The organism is Martinezella rhizogenes (assembly GCF_027460065.1).
Classification (GTDB): domain Bacteria; phylum Pseudomonadota; class Alphaproteobacteria; order Rhizobiales; family Rhizobiaceae; genus Agrobacterium; species Agrobacterium rhizogenes_C.
The window spans coordinates 49,772-65,802 of sequence record NZ_JAPYZZ010000004.1 but is presented as its reverse complement, the minus strand read 5'-3'; the positions used below and the strand labels follow the sequence as shown (position 1 = coordinate 65,802).

At 60.0% G+C, this 16,031-nt stretch carries 18 protein-coding genes; 10 read left to right on the top strand and 8 right to left on the bottom strand.

Features of this window, described 5'->3' with window-relative positions; all coding sequences use genetic code 11:
* The first annotated feature begins 227 nt into the window (after positions 1-227).
* The 4 genes from O8B93_RS08495 to O8B93_RS08480 all read left to right on the top strand — a co-directional run bounded on the left by O8B93_RS08495 (position 228) and on the right by O8B93_RS08480 (position 3,785).
* On the top strand, positions 228-2,021 hold the full coding sequence (locus tag O8B93_RS08495; protein ID WP_269709389.1) for an acetolactate synthase 3 large subunit: 1,794 nt from the start codon (positions 228-230) through the stop codon (positions 2,019-2,021).
* A 19-nt stretch (positions 2,022-2,040) separates the two neighbouring features.
* Positions 2,041-2,613 carry an acetolactate synthase small subunit gene (ilvN, locus tag O8B93_RS08490; RefSeq protein WP_003507555.1) on the top strand — a complete coding sequence of 191 codons (573 nt, stop codon included), beginning with the start codon at positions 2,041-2,043 and terminating at the stop codon, positions 2,611-2,613.
* A 277-nt stretch (positions 2,614-2,890) separates the two neighbouring features.
* Positions 2,891-3,259 (top strand): ArsR/SmtB family transcription factor, encoded by a 369-nt coding sequence (locus O8B93_RS08485; RefSeq protein ID WP_269709388.1) that lies wholly within the window; start codon positions 2,891-2,893, stop codon positions 3,257-3,259.
* Complete coding sequence (locus O8B93_RS08480; RefSeq protein WP_269709387.1) at positions 3,252-3,785, top strand: SRPBCC family protein; 534 nt, start codon at positions 3,252-3,254, stop codon at positions 3,783-3,785. Before O8B93_RS08485 ends, O8B93_RS08480 begins: the two co-directional genes overlap by 8 nt.
* 136 nt (positions 3,786-3,921) lie before the next feature.
* On the opposite strand, the gene O8B93_RS08475 is transcribed toward O8B93_RS08480, so the two are convergent.
* From O8B93_RS08475 to O8B93_RS08460, 4 genes are all read right to left on the bottom strand, one after another.
* Positions 3,922-4,767 carry an aldo/keto reductase gene (locus O8B93_RS08475; protein WP_269709386.1) on the bottom strand — a complete coding sequence of 282 codons (846 nt, stop codon included), beginning with the start codon at positions 4,765-4,767 and terminating at the stop codon, positions 3,922-3,924.
* Positions 4,768-4,946: 179 nt separating this feature from the next.
* The gene (locus tag O8B93_RS08470) at positions 4,947-5,735 is read right to left on the bottom strand and encodes an anti-sigma factor family protein (RefSeq protein WP_269709385.1); all 789 of its coding nucleotides are present in this window, start codon (positions 5,733-5,735) and stop codon (positions 4,947-4,949) included.
* Complete coding sequence (locus O8B93_RS08465) at positions 5,732-6,289, bottom strand: RNA polymerase sigma factor (RefSeq protein WP_269709384.1); 558 nt, start codon at positions 6,287-6,289, stop codon at positions 5,732-5,734. Before O8B93_RS08465 ends, O8B93_RS08470 begins: the two co-directional genes overlap by 4 nt.
* A complete protein-coding gene (locus O8B93_RS08460) occupies positions 6,273-6,653 on the bottom strand; it encodes a COG4315 family predicted lipoprotein (protein ID WP_386904419.1) in 381 nt (126 codons plus the stop codon). The genes O8B93_RS08465 and O8B93_RS08460 overlap by 17 nt, the downstream gene beginning before the upstream one ends.
* Before the next feature lie 133 nt (positions 6,654-6,786).
* Between O8B93_RS08460 and O8B93_RS08455 the strand changes: the two genes are divergently transcribed.
* Both O8B93_RS08455 and O8B93_RS08450 read left to right on the top strand, forming a co-directional pair.
* Positions 6,787-7,146, top strand: coding sequence for an ArsR/SmtB family transcription factor (locus O8B93_RS08455; RefSeq protein ID WP_175416667.1), 360 nt, complete (start codon positions 6,787-6,789; stop codon positions 7,144-7,146).
* The gene (locus O8B93_RS08450) at positions 7,143-7,625 is read left to right on the top strand and encodes an SRPBCC family protein (protein ID WP_269709382.1); all 483 of its coding nucleotides are present in this window, start codon (positions 7,143-7,145) and stop codon (positions 7,623-7,625) included. Before O8B93_RS08455 ends, O8B93_RS08450 begins: the two co-directional genes overlap by 4 nt.
* Positions 7,626-7,631: 6 nt before the next feature.
* Here O8B93_RS08450 and O8B93_RS08445 read toward each other — a convergent pair whose 3' ends face one another.
* Complete coding sequence (locus O8B93_RS08445; RefSeq protein WP_269709381.1) at positions 7,632-8,114, bottom strand: DUF2269 family protein; 483 nt, start codon at positions 8,112-8,114, stop codon at positions 7,632-7,634.
* A complete protein-coding gene (locus O8B93_RS08440) occupies positions 8,114-9,400 on the bottom strand; it encodes an SDR family oxidoreductase (RefSeq protein WP_269709380.1) in 1,287 nt (428 codons plus the stop codon). Before O8B93_RS08440 ends, O8B93_RS08445 begins: the two co-directional genes overlap by 1 nt.
* 124 nt (positions 9,401-9,524) lie before the next feature.
* Between O8B93_RS08440 and O8B93_RS08435 the strand changes: the two genes are divergently transcribed.
* Complete coding sequence (locus O8B93_RS08435) at positions 9,525-10,652, top strand: ATP-dependent DNA helicase (RefSeq protein WP_269709379.1); 1,128 nt, start codon at positions 9,525-9,527, stop codon at positions 10,650-10,652.
* On the opposite strand, the gene O8B93_RS08430 is transcribed toward O8B93_RS08435, so the two are convergent.
* On the bottom strand, positions 10,653-11,348 hold the full coding sequence (locus tag O8B93_RS08430; protein WP_269709378.1) for a MerR family transcriptional regulator: 696 nt from the start codon (positions 11,346-11,348) through the stop codon (positions 10,653-10,655).
* 235 nt (positions 11,349-11,583) lie between these two features.
* Here O8B93_RS08430 and O8B93_RS08425 point away from each other — a divergent pair, with 235 nt between their 5' ends.
* Together O8B93_RS08425 and O8B93_RS08420 are read left to right on the top strand one after the other, a co-directional pair.
* Positions 11,584-12,339: a pyridoxine 5'-phosphate synthase gene (locus O8B93_RS08425; protein WP_269709377.1), complete on the top strand. Its 756-nt coding sequence runs from the start codon at positions 11,584-11,586 to the stop codon at positions 12,337-12,339.
* Between the two features lie 72 nt (positions 12,340-12,411).
* Positions 12,412-13,677, top strand: coding sequence for an NAD(P)/FAD-dependent oxidoreductase (locus O8B93_RS08420; RefSeq protein WP_269709376.1), 1,266 nt, complete (start codon positions 12,412-12,414; stop codon positions 13,675-13,677).
* A 67-nt stretch (positions 13,678-13,744) separates the two neighbouring features.
* Here the strand turns inward: O8B93_RS08420 and O8B93_RS08415 are convergent, their stop codons facing one another.
* Positions 13,745-14,791, bottom strand: a complete 1,047-nt coding sequence (locus O8B93_RS08415) for an NAD(P)-dependent alcohol dehydrogenase (RefSeq protein WP_269709375.1) — start codon at positions 14,789-14,791, stop codon at positions 13,745-13,747.
* A gap of 189 nt (positions 14,792-14,980) precedes the next feature.
* Here O8B93_RS08415 and O8B93_RS08410 point away from each other — a divergent pair, with 189 nt between their 5' ends.
* Positions 14,981-15,886 carry an AraC family transcriptional regulator gene (locus O8B93_RS08410; RefSeq protein ID WP_269709374.1) on the top strand — a complete coding sequence of 302 codons (906 nt, stop codon included), beginning with the start codon at positions 14,981-14,983 and terminating at the stop codon, positions 15,884-15,886.
* The last annotated feature ends 145 nt before the right edge of the window (positions 15,887-16,031 follow it).

Below are 16,031 nucleotides of genomic sequence, written 5' to 3'. Positions count from 1 at the left end.
TTCCTGCAATATGCGTTGACGGCTGGGGCTTTTGTGGCTAACACTCCGGCCCATGAAAAATCTTAACGTACTTATCGTGGTGGGACGGCGCATGGGCAGGATGGTGTAACCATCCGGCGAAAGCACCCATGCGCTGAACGAGGCTCCTCTAGGGGCCTTTTTTTATGTCTTCAAACAGGCCCTCGGGCTCCTCGATATCCAAAGCCAAAGCGGGATGGAAACAGGCAATGACGGATAAGGACAATACGGAAAACAGCAATCGCATGACAGGTGCGGAGATCGTTCTGCAGGCGCTGAAGGACAATGGCGTCGAGCACATCTTCGGTTATCCCGGCGGTGCCGTTCTTCCGATCTATGACGAGATTTTCCAGCAGGAAGACATTCAGCACATTCTCGTGCGTCACGAGCAGGGCGCCGGCCATGCGGCCGAAGGGTATGCCCGCTCCACCGGCAAGGTCGGCGTCATGCTCGTTACCTCAGGTCCCGGCGCCACCAATGCGGTAACGCCGCTGCAGGATGCGCTGATGGATTCCATTCCGCTCGTCTGCCTGTCCGGCCAGGTTCCGACATCGCTGATCGGTTCCGATGCTTTCCAGGAATGCGACACCGTCGGCATCACGCGCCCCTGCACCAAGCACAACTGGCTGGTCAAGGACGTCAACGAACTGGCTGGCATCATCCATGAAGCCTTCCGTATCGCGCAGACGGGCCGTCCCGGCCCTGTCGTCGTTGACATTCCGAAGGATATCCAGTTCGCCACCGGCACCTATACGCCGCCTTCCGCCGCCATCCAGCAGAAGAGCTACAAGCCGAAGGTTCAGGGTGACCTCAACGCCATTCACGCCGCCATCGAACTGATGTCGAAGGCGAAAAAGCCGGTTTTCTACACTGGCGGCGGCGTCATCAATTCCGGTCCGGAGGCGACAAGGCTGCTGCGCGAACTGGTTGAGTTGACCGGTTTCCCGATCACCTCGACGCTGATGGGTCTTGGTGCCTATCCGGCTTCCGGCAAGAACTGGCTCGGCATGCTGGGCATGCACGGTTCTTACGAAGCCAATATGACGATGCATGATTGCGATGTCATGGTCTGCATCGGCGCGCGTTTCGACGACCGTATTACCGGTCGCATCAATGCGTTTTCGCCGAATTCCAAGAAGATCCATATCGACATCGACCCGTCCTCGATCAACAAGACCGTTCGCGTTGACGTGCCTGTTATCGGCGATGTCGGCCATGTTCTGGAAGACATGGTTCGCCTGTGGCGCGCCTTGCCGAAAAAGCCGGAAAAAGCACAGACGGAGGACTGGTGGTCGCAGATCGAGCGCTGGCGCGCCCGCAATTCCTTCGCCTACAAGAACTCCAAAGATGTCATCATGCCGCAATATGCCTTGCAGCGGCTTTATGAGGCATCGAAGGGACGCGACACCTACATCACGACAGAAGTTGGCCAGCACCAGATGTGGGCGGCGCAGTTCTTCGGCTTCGAGGAGCCGAACCACTGGATGACTTCGGGCGGTCTCGGCACCATGGGTTATGGCCTGCCGGCGGCTATCGGCGTGCAGGTCGCGCATCCGGAAGCACTGGTCATCGACATTGCCGGTGACGCCTCGATCCAGATGTGCATTCAGGAAATGTCCTGCGCCATCCAGTATGGCCTGCCGGTGAAGATTTTCATCCTCAACAACCAGTATATGGGCATGGTGCGGCAATGGCAGCAGCTGCTGCACGGCAACCGCCTGTCGAACTCCTATACCGAAGCCATGCCTGACTTCGTCAAGCTGGCGGAAGCCTATGGTGCCGTCGGCATGTATTGCGACGACCCTAAGGAACTGGATGACAAGATCGCCGAGATGATTGCGGTCAACAAGCCGGTCATCTTCGATTGCCGCGTTGCCAATCTTGCCAATTGCTTCCCGATGATCCCGTCTGGTAAAGCCCATAACGAGATGCTGTTGCCGGATGAGGCGACGGATGAAGCCGTTGCCAACGCCATCGATGCCAAGGGCCGTCAGCTAGTCTGAGCCGGGAGAGGAAAAGGACATGAACGCACACCTACAACCGACCGGCTCCGCCTATTTCATCCAGAAGGAAACGGCTGCCGTTGAAAATCACACGCTGTCGGTTCTCGTCAGCAACGAGCCGGGCGTTCTCGCCCGGGTCATCGGCCTTTTTTCCGGCCGTGGCTACAACATCGAAAGCCTGACGGTTTCGGAAACGGAACATGAGGCGCATCTGTCGCGCATCACCATCGTCACGCGCGGCACGCCGATCGTGCTGGAGCAGATCAAGGCGCAGCTGGAGCGCATCGTTCCGGTGCACCGGGTTCTCGACCTTACCGTCCGTGCCCGCGAGCTGGGACAGGAACGGCCGATCGAGCGTGAAGTGGCGCTCATCAAGGTCGCAGGTACGGGCGAAGTTCGCGCCGAAGCGCTGCGCCTTGCCGATGCGTTTCAGGCTAAGGTGGTGGATGCGACGGTGGAGCATTTCATCTTCGAGATCACCGGAAAGTCATCCAAGATCGATCAGTTCGTGGCGATCATCAAGCCGCTGGGCTTGATCGAAATCTGCCGCACGGGTATTGCCGCCATGAACCGCGGTTCGCAGGGCATGTGATTTCTCCGCGTGCGGAGCAGCTACCCGTGGGCTGGATTGTAAATGTTTTGAAGCTCTCTTTCGTCATGCTCGGGCTTGTCCCGAGCATCTGCGACGTCTCAATTGTCTTGGACGTGCTTAGATCCTCGGGTCAAGCCCGAGGATGACGTCGATTAGGGACTACGCTTTGTCATCATCTTCGACCGCGGCTTTCGCCGCGGTTTTTTTATAACCATCGCCCGGATCAATATTCAACCATATGGTTGACATTCCGCGGCAACCGGCTATATTCAACAACATGGTTGAATTATCCGCTTCACATCTCGACACCGTCTTTCATGCCCTTGGCGACGCAACGCGACGCACGATGCTGCGTGATCTTTCTCGTGGCGAGCGAACGGTGAGCCAGTTGGCTCAACCCTTCGACATCTCGCTCGCGGCAGCCTCGAAGCACATCAAGGCGCTGGAGAATGCGGGGCTTATCCGCCGGGAGGTGAGGGGGCGTATCCATGTCTGCCGCCTTGCGCCGGAGCGGTTGGCAGAGGCGCATGAATGGCTGGATTTCTACCGGCGGTTCTGGGGCAATCGCCTCGATATTCTTGAGCAGATGCTCAGGGAGGAAGATCAGGGAAAATCCCCTGCAGATGGAGGAAATGACAATGGCTGATATCGCAATGCCTGACGCCTATGGCCGTCTTGTCGAGCCCACGACCCTGAAGATCGAGCGGCTGTTGCCCGGACCGATCGATCGGGTCTGGGCCTATCTGACCCAAAGCGAGCTTCGCCGCCGCTGGCTCGCCTCCGGCGAAATGCGGCTTGCGCCCGATGCGCCCTTCGAACTGGTGTGGCGCAACGACGAGCTTTCCGATCCGCCCGGCCACCGCCCGGAAGGATTCTCCGAAGAGGAAAAGATGGCGTCCCGCATCATTACCGTCGTTCCACCGCATCACCTTGTCTTTAGTTGGGGCGAAGGCGGGGAGGTGTCGATCGAGCTTCAGGCTCTGGGTAAGGATGTGCTTCTGACACTGATTCATCGCCGGCTGGTTGGCAGGAAGACCAAGCTCGATGTCAGCGCCGGCTGGCATGTGCATCTCGATATCCTCGCCGCCCGTCTTCAGGAAAAGAAACCGGGACCTTTCTGGGATACCTGGCTGGCGCTGAAAGAGGAATACGAACCCCGCATACCGTCATAAAGCCCTAGGGGCTATCTGACCAACGGCGCGGCCGCGCCGTTGGTCAGTCTCTATTGCGGCGCGGTTCCCGGTTCTCACATTCCGATTCAACCGCTTCAGCACCTGATTCCGAAATGCCTGCTAATGCCTTGTTGTGTCAGAGCATTTCCAAAGACGTCTTGCGCGTCGGCGGCGGGAAGGCGGTGTCGAGCGCGGTCCAGTCTTCCTCGGTTATTTCAAGATCGGTGGCGCCGCGATTTTCCGTGATACGGGACACGCTGGCGGATTTGGGAATGGCGATGACACCGTCCCTGTCCAAAAGAAAGGCCAGAGCCAGCTGCGCCGGGGTTGCCTGATAGGCCTTGGCGATGCGGATGAGTTCGTTGTTCTTCAGGATACGGCCCTGCTCGATGGGGGAATAGGCCATCAGCGGCACGCCGTGCTCCTGGCACCAGGGCAGAAGGGAAAATTCCGGTCCGCGCCGGGAGAGGTTATAGAGCACCTGATTGGCAGCACAGTTTTTACCCTCGGGAACGGTGAAAAGCTCCTCCATGTCGTCTGTATCGAAATTAGAGACGCCCCAGTTGCCGATCTTGCCATCGCTCTTCAGCCTTTCGAACGCGGCCACGGTTTCGCCTAGCGGGTGCTCGCCGCGCCAGTGCAGCAGATAGAGATCGATGTGATCGGTGCCGAGCCTTGCGAGACTGCGCTCGCAGGCTTCCGCAGTGCCTCTCGCGCTGGCATTCCACGGATAGACCTTGCTGACCAGAAACACCTCGTCGCGGCGGCCGGCGATTGCCGTGCCGACCACTTCTTCCGATCGGCCGTCGGCATACATTTCCGCGGTGTCGACCAGCGTCATGCCGAGATCGATCGCCCTGCGGATGCTTTCAACCTCGTCGTCTGCCGATGACTTCGTCTCGCCCATGTTCCAGGTGCCAAGGCCGAGGGCTGGAACCTCTTTTCCGGAGGGCAGGGTGACGGCAGGAATATCCTCATACATGGTTTTGCTCCAGCGGTTGTCGATTGGACAATAGTCCTTTGTGCCGACTTCTCAAACCCATGGCGGAAATGATTGATCCATCAAAAAAACTGACCTCGCCCTTCGGTGCGCTGGTGTTGTTTGCCTTCCATCACGCAAATGCTGACGTCATTGCTCGCGTTCCGCCGCCACTGCTGGCCTCACGTCGGAAACTGCCGGTAACATTCCTCGGCGATTGCCTGCACCTCGTCCCGCGTTAATTCGGCGGAAACGGCATAGCCCAACTCGTTGTCGATCCAGTAGAAGGTCTCGATGCCGTCGGCGCTGGCCATGCGGAAGCTGGTGGTGCGGTTTTCCTCGTTATGGCCGACCAGCACCGTTACCCGGCGGCCGGTCTTGTCCTGATACATCAGCATCGCACCCGGCTTGCCGCTGACGGGAATGAGGCGGCCGCCGACGAGGTCGTAACCGATCTTCGACAGGTCGGGGATGGCGAAGGGGTAACCGAGCCGCTTGCCGAGCCAAGTCGCAAGATGCTGCTGTTCGCCGGCGCCGACCTCGACGGGGTGACGCACCTCGCTTGCATAGATGAGATAGGCGGATTTCGCCTGTGCCGGAATATCCGTCGTCAGCGATGCCAGGGTGACATCCTGCGGCGTCGAAAGGGACGAGGGCAGCAGCCTGCCGGCTGCCGCGCCCGCCACGAAGACCAGCAAGGCTGCTGCCGTCCGCAGAAGCGCCGGTTTCAGCCGCCATGTGCGATCCCTCTTTTGCGGGCCAAGCATCGAGGCGTCATGCGGATGTGCGGCGGCATAGGAGGCGAAGGTGTTGCGCAGAATGTCGGCCTGTTTTTTCCATGCCTCCACGCGGCTCTGGTCTTCCGGCCGTTCAGCCAGCCAGGCCTCGACAGCCGCGCGATCGTCGTCGGAAAGAAGCCCGTCGACATAGGCGTGCAGATCGTCTTCGGTTATGGCATCGGGCCGTTTCATCGTGGTCTCCGCAGGGGTATGATATTATCCGCCGCCAGATGCTGGCGCAGGGTTTCACGGGCGCGGGAGAGCCTGGACATGACGGTGCCGAGCGGGATCGCCAGGGTCTCTGCCGCCTCGTGATAGCTGTAGCCTTCCACCGTCACCAGCATCAGCACTGCCCGCATATCCGGTGAGAGAAGTGCCAGCGCGCCATGCAGCCGGTCGTTCTCCAGCGTGTCGGAGAGCGTATCCGGGAGGGCAATGGTCTCGTGGCCGTCGAGGCTTTCGGACGGATGACGTTTCTCGGCGCGGTGGCGGTTGCGATAAAGATTCGTCATTATCGTGTAAGCCCATGTTTTCAAACCCGTTCCGCGCCATTGCCTTTTATTGGCAAGTGCCTTTTCCACGCAGTCTTGCAACAGGTCCTCGCCATCGGCGTCGGAACGGGAAAGGCTGCGGGAATAACGGCGCAGCATGGGTATCAGCGCCAGCATTTCCGCCTCGAAGCTGCCGGCTGCGGGGGAGTGGCTCCCCCGCTTTTCACCATTCATGCCATCAGGGTTTTGCGGCATCCCATACACCGTTCATACCGTCGCCGGTGGCATCGCCCTTCTTGGTGTCCTTGACCCAGTAATAAAGCGGCATGCCGTCCTTTGCCCACTGCATCTTGCCGTCCTTGCGCTTTACGAGGGAATAAGCGCCCTCGGCCTTGTCACTGGCGGCGGCGAAAAACGGCGGCCAGTTCACCGCGCATTTGTCGTAACAATTGGATACGCCCTTCTTGTCGTTCTTGAAAGTGTAGAGCGTCATGCCTTTTTCGCCCGCCAGCACATTGCCTTTGTCGGTCTTGACCGTTTCGACGGCCGGTGCGGCATAGGCCGTTCCGGCAAAAGCCAGAACGAGGGCGGGAACGATAAAGCGGATCTTCATGGACATATCCTCCTTGGTTCGGGCGGGCTCAAGCCGCCAGCACATCAAGAGACACCGTTGCCCGCCGGTTTATTCCCCGTCTCGAGATATTTTTAAACTTATCCATTGAGCTAAGTGTTTTGCCGTGATAGTTAGCCTTATGGAAAACTATTCAGACGCGCTCGACGATATCTTCCAGTCTCTCGCCGATCCGACCCGCCGGGCGGTGATCCTGAGGCTGGGCGGCGGGGAGGCGAGCATCGGAACGCTGGCCGAACCCTTCGATATGGCTTTGCCATCCTTCATGAAACATATCCGCCAGCTGGAAGAGGCCGGGCTGATCGTGACCCGCAAGCAGGGCCGTGTCCGGTTCTGCTCGCTGGAGAAACAGAGGTTTTCCATGCTCGATGGCTGGCTTTCGCAACAGCGCGCCATCTGGGAGGGCCGCACCGACCGGCTCGAACAATTCGTCATGGCACAAAAGGACAGGATGTCCAGCAAAGGGGAGAATGACCAATGACCGAGACTTTCAATCCCGATCTCGACCTGAAGATTTCACGCATCATCAGGGCGCCACGCCGGCTGGTCTGGAATGCATGGACGGACAAGTCCAGCCTCGAACAATGGTGGGTGCCGCATCCCGGCCAATGCCGCGTCGACCGCATGGAGCTTTATCCCGGCGGCGCTTTCGAGACACGCTACAGCGAGGATGGGGCGGCATTCGGTCCGCATGTCAACGGATGTTTCCTGGCGGTGGATCATGAGGAGCGTCTCATCTTCACCGATGCGCTGACTGCGGGTTTCCGGCCCTCTGCAGAGCCGTTCCTCACCGCCGTGATGACGTTTCGCGATCACCCCGAGGGCATGGAATACGTGGCCTATGCCATGCACAACAACCTTGCCGACCGCGCCAGGCATGCGGAGATGGGCTTCTTCGACGGCTGGAACACGGTTGCGGAGCAGCTGGCGCAGCTTGTCGAGAAGCAGGCGGCGCATTGAGCCGCATCAGCCGAACAGGGGAATATCCGGCTTGTTGAGCATGAGCCAGATGATGCCGAGAACCGCGAAGAAGGCGGGAAAACCGCAGGCGAACCAGATGCGGTAAAGGCGGAACCATTGGGCCGGCAAGGTTTGTCCGGTGGCGGCGCAGTCGCGGGCGATATCGCGCAGCCTGATCTGGATCCACACCACCGGCAGCCAGAAAATGCCGGTGAAGACATAAAGGCCAAGCGAAAGGGCGATCCAGCCTTCCGTCAGCGGCCAGCCGATGATGCGCGCCAGAAAATAGCCGGTCACCGGCTGGATGATCGCGGCGGTGGCGGTGAAGATCGTATCGGCAATGACGACTGTGCCGGCCACATGCGCGATCAGCGCCGGGTTTGCCGTTCGCCGTGCCATCACCATAAAAAAGGCGATGCCCGCGCCGGTGCCGAACAGTACCGTCGCGCCGATGACATGGGCGAGCCGCAGCAGTTCCTCAATCGTCATCAGCGTTCATCCAGTGTGGCGAGGGCAACGAGCGTTAGGGCGATGGAAGGCAGGACCTTGACGAGGGGACCAAGCGGATCGAGCCACAGGCCCGGCTCCAGCAGGCTGCCGCCCGTCAGATAGGCTGCGCTGACCAGCAGCATGCCGATGAGCGCCTTTCTGGCAAGAGGCCGAAGCAGGACGGTGAAGCCGAGGGCGATATCGATGAGGCAGGTGGTGAGTGTAAGGGCGATTGCCGGCGCCTGCGGCATGAAGGGCAGAAAATGCGCCGCTGCTCCATTGATGTTCAGCAACGGCACGAGGCCGGATAACAGCCAGAATAATGACAGGCAGATGATGACCAGCGGTTTCAGGAGATAGGATCTGGCAAACCACAGGTCCTGTACGCCGGAAGGGTGAGCGGCCAGCGTCTGTTTCAGGGTCTGGAGCGACTTGATCCTCCGTTGCGCCTCGCGCTCCGTGACGATGCCTTCCGACATGACCGTCATGGCGGTTGAACGCAGTGGCGAGCGCCAGCCGAGTGCGCCTGCGGCATCCGCCATCAGACTGACGGGGCGCATAAGGACAGCCGGAAGGTTGATGACGGGAGCGGCGGGCAGGCCGAGCCATTGCCGGTGCGTGGTGACCACGTCCTGCAATGTCAGCGCTTCATCCGCGGCGAGTTCGAGATCGCTGCCCGGCGGGATTTCACTATCGATGGCCGCGCAGACGGCTGCCGCCACATCATCGACCGCGACAGTTCGAACCGGCATTGCGCCATTGACGAGCGGCAGCACGAGAGGAAAGCCGGCAAGCGCGCGGACAAGCGCCGTACCGCCATGGGCATTGCGACCGACAACGAGGGCGGGGCGCAGAATGACGTGGGGTAGGCCGCTTGCGATGAGCGCCTCATCGGCGTGGCGTTTGGTGGCGAGGAATGGCAGGTCGGCCGCGGCGCCAGCCGTGCGGGCCGATATCTGGATCACCAGTCTGCCGCCCGCTTGCGCCGCAGCCTCGTAAAGCGCCAGCATGGCTTTTTCCTGCGTCGCGGCCAGATCGTCCGACAAACCGTCCTGAAGCGCGCCGGCGCAGTTGACGATGGCGTCGTGATCCCTGACCAGCGTGTCCCAGTCCGATGCCCGTATCATGCGGGCCAGATCGGCGGAAATCCAGGTCGCAAAAGGCCATTTGTCGGTGGCGCGTGTTAGGGAACGTGCCAGGCCAGTGATGGCGTGGCCTCTGCCGTGAAGGCTACGCACCACCTCCGAGCCGATGAAACCTGTCGCGCCGAGAATCAATATCTTCATGCGCGGCATGATAGCGGCCGTGATTTAAAAACCAGCCGTGTTTTATTGCCGCATTCTCATTGTGCGATTCATCTTTCGTTCTTTTTTTGTTGCGCATCAGGCTCGAATCCTGCGATGAGGGCGCATGTTATTTTCACCGCAACAGGACGAAGCGCTCAAGGCTGTTTCCCGCTGGCTGAAGGAAGGCCGGACGCCGGTTTTCCGGCTGTTCGGTTATGCCGGAACGGGCAAGACGACGCTTGCCAAACATTTCGCGGAAAATGTCGATGGTGAGGTGCTGTTTGCTGCCTTCACCGGCAAGGCGGCGCAGGTGCTGCGTTCGCGCGGGGCAACCAATGCCCGCACCATCCATTCGCTGATCTACCGCCCGCGCGGCGAAGAAACTGTCGAAGACGAGGAAACCGGCAAGACCTCGATTGCGCCGATGTTCTCCATCAACCGCCAGAGCCCGCTTGCCAAGGCAGCACTCATCATCATCGACGAATGTTCGATGGTGGATGAGCAGCTTGGCAAGGATCTGATGAGTTTTGGCACGCCGATCCTCGTGCTGGGTGATCCGGGCCAGCTGCCGCCGGTTTCGGGTGGTGGTTTCTTCACCGAGCAGGAGCCGGATTATCTGCTGTCGGAAATCCACCGCCAGGCCAAGGATAACCCCATCATCCATCTTGCCATGGATGTGCGGGAGGGTCGCGAGATCATGCGCGGCGATTATGGTTCCGCGCAGGTGATTTCCAAATCCGAAGTGACGCAGTCACTGGTGCTGGACGCCGATCAGGTGCTGGTCGGCACCAATCGCACCCGCCGCCGCTATAATCAGCGGCTTCGCGAGCTCAAAGGTTTTTCCGCCGATTATCCGCAGTCCGGCGACAAGCTGGTCTGCCTTCGCAACGATCCGGCCAAGGGTCTGCTCAACGGCTCGCTGTGGCAGGTGATGAGCTCTTCACGCGAGACGGTGAAGCCCGGCATCAACCTGATGATCCGGCCGGAAGATGACGATATGGATCGCGGCGCGGCCAAGATAAAATTGCTGAAGGCGGCCTTTGAGGATGTGGAGACGGAAATTCCCTGGTCGACCCGCAAGCGGTACGACGAGTTCGATTTCGGTTATGCACTGACCGTACACAAGGCGCAGGGTTCGCAATGGAACAATGTGGTTCTCTTTGACGAGAGCTATGCCTTCAGGGATTCTCGCGAAAGGTGGCTTTACACGGCCATCACCCGCGCGGCCGAAACCCTGACAATCGTTCGTTGATCAGGCGCGTATGACGCCGAGCAGCACCGCCTTTGCGACCGCCTGAAAGCGGTTGCTGGCATTGAACTTGCCGATGATCTTTGCCTCCAGCGTGTTAAGGTCGCTGCCTGAAAGGCCAAGGGCACGGGCAAGCCGCACCGGCGCATAACCCTCCGCCATCAGCTCCAGGCATTTGCGTTCGGCGTCGGTCAGGGCAATGTCCTTTGCTGGCGCCCGCTCGGTACCATCCATGCCGTCAGCATCCGTCTCCGTCACCAGCAATTCCTCGATCTGCTGGGCCTGACGCTGGAGGGTGGAAAGCTCGGCGGTCAATTCCCTCTTCCGCTGCCGCAGTGCGGTGTGGAATATGTCGTCCGCCTCTTCCTGCGAGAGCGAACGGACGAGTTTTTCCATGATCTCGGTAATCGCGGCGACGGAGATGCCCACTTCGCGACAGACGTTGATGACGGCCATGCGCTGGACGTTGCGGTGGGTATAAACCCGCATCTGGCCGATGCGTTTCGAGGTCAGCAGCGCCTTTTCCTCGTAAAAATGCAGCGTTCGGTGGGTCACCCCGAAGATATTGGCCATGTCGGCGATGGGAACCGGTTCGGCGGGCAGGGAGGAAGGCAGGCTCACATCCGGTAGAAAGCTGCTGATCCTTAGATTGGGTTTGTCCTCGTCGCCGTGTCCAAACGGCATCCTGCCATCCTGCATCGTCTCCCCCTTCACGCTTTTTGACAGTGTGCCTGCTTTTTATGGCATCCGTTATTCGTTCCCCCGTCGCGGGCCTGTCTTCTGATCAAGACATCATGCCAAACACAGCAAAAAAACCATAACGTGTATTGCCTGCTTTCGTTCCCGCACCTTTAAAAAATTTTATCGGCCTCCTTGCGGTTGGCGTCAACCTGCGTGAAACAAGGTGTCAATTCCGAACCGGAGCCCCGATGCCATGCCTGCAAAACTTTCCGTCAATCTGAACGCAATTGCCATGTTACGCAACCGCCGCGATCTTCCCTGGCCTGACGTCGCGCATTTCGGGCAGATTGCGCTCTCGGCGGGTGCAAGCGGGCTGACTGTACACCCGCGACCCGACCAGCGCCATATCCGCTTTTCTGACCTGCCGGTGCTGCGGGCGCTGATCGATGATCGCTTCCCCGGCGCGGAATTCAACATCGAAGGGTATCCCACCGAGGATTTTCTCGTTCTGTGTGAAAAGACCCAGCCGGAACAGGTGACGCTGGTGCCTGATGACCCGTCGCAGGCGACATCAGACCATGGCTGGGATTTCCGCAAACATGCCATTTTCCTCAAAGATGTCGTCGGGCGCCTGAAGGCCGGCGGCATGCGCGTTTCGCTGTTTGCCGATGGTGACGGGGAACGCGAGCCGGTGGAACTGGCAGCCGAGACGGGTGCTGCCCGCATCGAGCTATACACCGGCCCCTATGGCGGCTGTTTTGACGATCCGCAAAAGGCCGACGTGCTTGTCGAGAAGCTGGGGCAGACGGCGGATCATGCCGCAGCACTCGGGCTTGCGGTCAATGCCGGCCATGATCTGACGGTGGCAAATCTGCCCAGGCTGATGAAACGCATTCCCAATCTCGCCGAGGTTTCGATCGGCCACGGGCTGACGGCAGATGCCCTGGAGTATGGCATGGCTGAAACAGTCCGGCGTTTTTGTCAGGCCTGCGGTCAGCCTAATTCATAACCAAAGTCAATTTTTTCGCCTATGCTTTGCCTCGCGCATGCTCCATGCGCGAGCTTTGGAAGGCAGAGACATATGCAAGAACATCATGTTGTCGTCGTGGGTGGAGGCTTCGGCGGTTTGCAACTGGTGCACGGGCTGGAGGGGCCCCCTGTCCGCATCACATTGATCGACCGTCGCAATCACCACCTGTTTCAGCCCCTGCTGTATCAGGTTGCGACGACGGCGCTGGCGACATCCGAAATCGCCTGGCCGATCCGCCATCTTTACCGCGACTGCAAGGAGGTGACGACCCTGCTCGCGGAGGTGACCGGCGTGGACCGGGCGGCGCGGACCGTGCAGCTGAATTCGGGCCAGCTTATCGGCTTCGATACGCTGGTGCTGGCCACCGGCGCCCGTCACGCCTATTTCGGTCGCGACGAATGGGAGCGTTCCGCCCCCGGCCTCAAGACGCTGGAAGATGCAACGACAATCCGCCGCCGCCTGCTTCTGGCCTTTGAAAGAGCCGAACTTGCGACCAGCGAAGAGGAGTGGCAGGCGCTGCTGACCTTCGTCATCATCGGCGCCGGCCCGACCGGCGTGGAAATGGCGGGCATGATCGCCGAACTCGCTCACAAGGCGCTGCCGGCGGAATTCCGCAATGTCGATACCACAAAGACCCGTGTTCTGCTTGTCGAGGCCGGCCCTCGCGTCCTGCCGGTCTTTACGGAAGATCTGTCGGCCTATGCCCGGGAAGCGCTTGAAAAGCTTGGTGTCGAGGTTTTGCTCGGCACGCCGGTGACGGCCTGCACGGATGAGGGCGTGACGGTGGGCGAGACCTATTATCCCTGCCGCACCGTCGTTTGGGCCGCCGGAGTGCAGGCGTCTCCGGCCGCGAAGTGGCTGAATGCCGCCGGCGACAGGGCAGGGCGTGTCATCGTCGGGCCGCAGCTTCATCTCGATGACGATGCTGATATCTTCGTCATCGGCGATACCGCTGCGGTCAATCAGGAAAACGGCAAGCCGGTGCCGGGCATCGCGCCCGCGGCAAAGCAGCAGGGCGCTTATGTGGCAAAGGTCATCAAGGCGCGGCTGGAGGGCAAGCCATCACCATCACCTTTCCGCTACAGCCATCAGGGCAATCTCGCAACCATCGGGAAACGTGCGGCGGTGATCGATTTCGGCAGGTTCAAGCTGAAGGGCGTACTGGCGTGGTGGATATGGGGGCTTGCCCATATCTACTTCCTGATCGGAACACGGTCGCGCCTTGCCGTGGCTTGGAGCTGGTTGTGGATTTATCTGAGCGGCCAGCACAGTGCGCGCCTGATTACCCAGAAAGAGACGCTGAAGGACGAGGCGTGAGGGCAGGTAACAAAAAAGGCGGGAAGCATCGGCTTCCCGCCTTTTTCCAATCAGTCAGTGGTCTCAATCAAGCGTCGAGCGAGGCCATGTCGATGACGAAGCGGTAACGCACGTCGCTCTTCAGCACGCGCTCATAGGCTTCGTTGACGTCCTTGATGTCGATCGTTTCGATTTCCGAAACGATGTCGTGCTTGCCGCAGAAATCCAGCATTTCCTGGGTTTCCTTGATCGAGCCGATCATCGAACCGGCGAGCGAACGGCGGGCGGGAATGACCGAGAATGCGTGGACCGGGATAGCATGTTCCGGCACGCCGAGCAAAACCATCGTGCCATTGACCTTCAGCAGGTTGAGATAGGCATTCCAGTCGATTTCGGCCGAGACGGTGCACAGGATCAGGTCGAAGGTGCCGGCTAACTTCTCGAAGGTCGAGGCGTCGCTGGTGGCGTAATATTCCTTCGCGCCAAGCTTGAGGCCGTCTTCCTTCTTCGACAGCGTCTGCGAGAGAACGGTGATATCAGCACCCATGGCCGAACCGATCTTCACGCCCATATGGCCAAGGCCACCCATGCCGAGGATCGCGACCTTCTTGCCGGGGCCGGCATTCCAGTGGCGCAGCGGCGAATAGAGCGTGATGCCGGCGCAGAGAAGCGGCGCCGAGGCATCGAGCGGCAGGTTGTCCGGGATGGACAGGACGTAGTCTTCCCGCACAACGATATGGTCGGAGTAACCGCCCTGGGTCGCGCTCTTGCCATCGCGTTCAACGGAATTGTAGGTCTGCACGAGACCCGGCATGTATTGCTCGTTGTCGACATCGCGGGTGGCACAGCCGACGCAGGAATCGACGAAGCAGCCGACGCCGACATGGTCGCCGACCTTGAACCGGGTGACCTTGGAGCCGACGGCCCGGACGACACCGGCGATTTCGTGGCCCGGAACGATCGGGTAAACGGCATTGTGCCATTCGTTGCGGACGGTGTGGATGTCCGAGTGGCAGATGCCGGCATATTTGATATCGATGACGACGTCGTCATCATTCGGCTCGCGGCGTTCGAAGGTGAACGGGGTAAGCGGCTTCGACGCGTCGGTCGCAGCATAACCTCTTGCAATAGCCATCTGAATATCCTTTCGGGAGTTGGGGACGGCGGACTATGCGATGGAAGCGTCAAGGGGCGTTAGAGCGATCCTCCGAGCTTCTTGCACGATCCTGCAAAAAATACCCGCGTGCTCTTTGCGGACGGCCGGCGGCTTTATAAATAAGAGACATCCAATATATCTCTTCCTTCAGTCAGGGGATTTTCCCTCATGTCCTTGCCGTTCAATGTCTATCAGGAGATTGCCTCCATCGCCGCGCGGCACGCTACCCAGGACGGGGAGGTGCGGACGGCGATCGAATCCCTCGGCATCAGTCGGCGCACGATCCCCAGCGCACCATGCCATGGCAGCTACCGCCCCTCTCTCGCACTGGTTATCCAGGGATCGAAAAGCCTTCAGCTGGGAACGGACACCATCAATTATGGCGCCGGCGACTATCTCCTGACGTCACTCGATCTGCCGGTTGCCTGGCGGGTGGTGGAGGCGAGCAGGGAGGTGCCGCACTTCTGCATCGCCCTTGCCATCGACAGCGAAAAGCTGCTCGATCTTATGAGCCGCGTACCGATCGATCCACCTTCGGAGCCGGCGAATGGGCAACGTGGCATCGTCGTTAACAAGGCCACACCGGAGCTTCTCGATGCGGCCATCCGGCTTCTGCGTTTGCTCGATCGTCCAGCCGACATCGCCGCCATGGCGCCGCTGATCGAGCAGGAGATCCTCTATCGCATTCTGACCGGACCGGCCGGCGGGCAGCTGATGAACGTCATCGCAGCCGGCAGCCATGGCAACCGCATCGCCCGCGCCATCGCCTGGCTGCGCGAGAATTTCGCGCGCCAGTTACGGATCGAAGAACTGGCCGAACAGATCGGCATGAGCGTTTCGTCCTTCCACCATCATTTCAAGACGATCACGGCCATGACGCCGGTTCAGTATCAGAAGCAGCTGCGGTTGCATGAGGCGCGCCGGCTGATGCTTGCGGAGCGGCTGGATGCGGGTACGGCCGGCCATCGTGTTGGTTATCAGAGCCCTTCGCAGTTCAGCCGTGAATATAGCCGGTTTTATGGATTGTCGCCGTCACGGGATATCGATGCATCGCGTGAGATGGCGGCGGGGTAGATGTCCATTCAAGGCGGAGCGGTGGCGCGTGGAGCTTACCCCCCTCTGCCCTGCCGGGCATCTCCCCCACAGGTGGGGAGATCGATATGCCGCTACGCTTCGCCTATCTCTTGGGTAAAGAATGAAGCGGGCCTAAGCTACTTGC

Excerpts from the sequence above, each read along its gene's own strand:
- O8B93_RS08480 (WP_269709387.1), top strand. The coding sequence starts at position 3,252 with ATGGCTGATATCGCAATGCCTGACGCCTATGGCCGTCTTGTCGAGCCC.
- O8B93_RS08430 (WP_269709378.1), bottom strand. The coding sequence starts at position 11,348 with ATGCAGGATGGCAGGATGCCGTTTGGACACGGCGACGAGGACAAACCC.
- O8B93_RS08455 (WP_175416667.1), top strand. The coding sequence starts at position 6,787 with ATGGAAAACTATTCAGACGCGCTCGACGATATCTTCCAGTCTCTCGCC.
- ilvN (WP_003507555.1), top strand. The coding sequence starts at position 2,041 with ATGAACGCACACCTACAACCGACCGGCTCCGCCTATTTCATCCAGAAG.
- O8B93_RS08415 (WP_269709375.1), bottom strand. The coding sequence starts at position 14,791 with ATGGCTATTGCAAGAGGTTATGCTGCGACCGACGCGTCGAAGCCGCTT.
- O8B93_RS08475 (WP_269709386.1), bottom strand. The coding sequence starts at position 4,767 with ATGTATGAGGATATTCCTGCCGTCACCCTGCCCTCCGGAAAAGAGGTT.
- O8B93_RS08470 (WP_269709385.1), bottom strand. The coding sequence starts at position 5,735 with ATGAAACGGCCCGATGCCATAACCGAAGACGATCTGCACGCCTATGTC.
- O8B93_RS08460 (WP_386904419.1), bottom strand. The coding sequence starts at position 6,653 with ATGTCCATGAAGATCCGCTTTATCGTTCCCGCCCTCGTTCTGGCTTTT.
- O8B93_RS08450 (WP_269709382.1), top strand. The coding sequence starts at position 7,143 with ATGACCGAGACTTTCAATCCCGATCTCGACCTGAAGATTTCACGCATC.
- O8B93_RS08425 (WP_269709377.1), top strand. The coding sequence starts at position 11,584 with ATGCCTGCAAAACTTTCCGTCAATCTGAACGCAATTGCCATGTTACGC.
- O8B93_RS08440 (WP_269709380.1), bottom strand. The coding sequence starts at position 9,400 with ATGAAGATATTGATTCTCGGCGCGACAGGTTTCATCGGCTCGGAGGTG.
- O8B93_RS08410 (WP_269709374.1), top strand. The coding sequence starts at position 14,981 with ATGTCCTTGCCGTTCAATGTCTATCAGGAGATTGCCTCCATCGCCGCG.
- O8B93_RS08485 (WP_269709388.1), top strand. The coding sequence starts at position 2,891 with ATGGTTGAATTATCCGCTTCACATCTCGACACCGTCTTTCATGCCCTT.
- O8B93_RS08420 (WP_269709376.1), top strand. The coding sequence starts at position 12,412 with ATGCAAGAACATCATGTTGTCGTCGTGGGTGGAGGCTTCGGCGGTTTG.
- O8B93_RS08465 (WP_269709384.1), bottom strand. The coding sequence starts at position 6,289 with ATGCCGCAAAACCCTGATGGCATGAATGGTGAAAAGCGGGGGAGCCAC.
- O8B93_RS08495 (WP_269709389.1), top strand. The coding sequence starts at position 228 with ATGACGGATAAGGACAATACGGAAAACAGCAATCGCATGACAGGTGCG.
- O8B93_RS08435 (WP_269709379.1), top strand. The coding sequence starts at position 9,525 with ATGTTATTTTCACCGCAACAGGACGAAGCGCTCAAGGCTGTTTCCCGC.
- O8B93_RS08445 (WP_269709381.1), bottom strand. The coding sequence starts at position 8,114 with ATGACGATTGAGGAACTGCTGCGGCTCGCCCATGTCATCGGCGCGACG.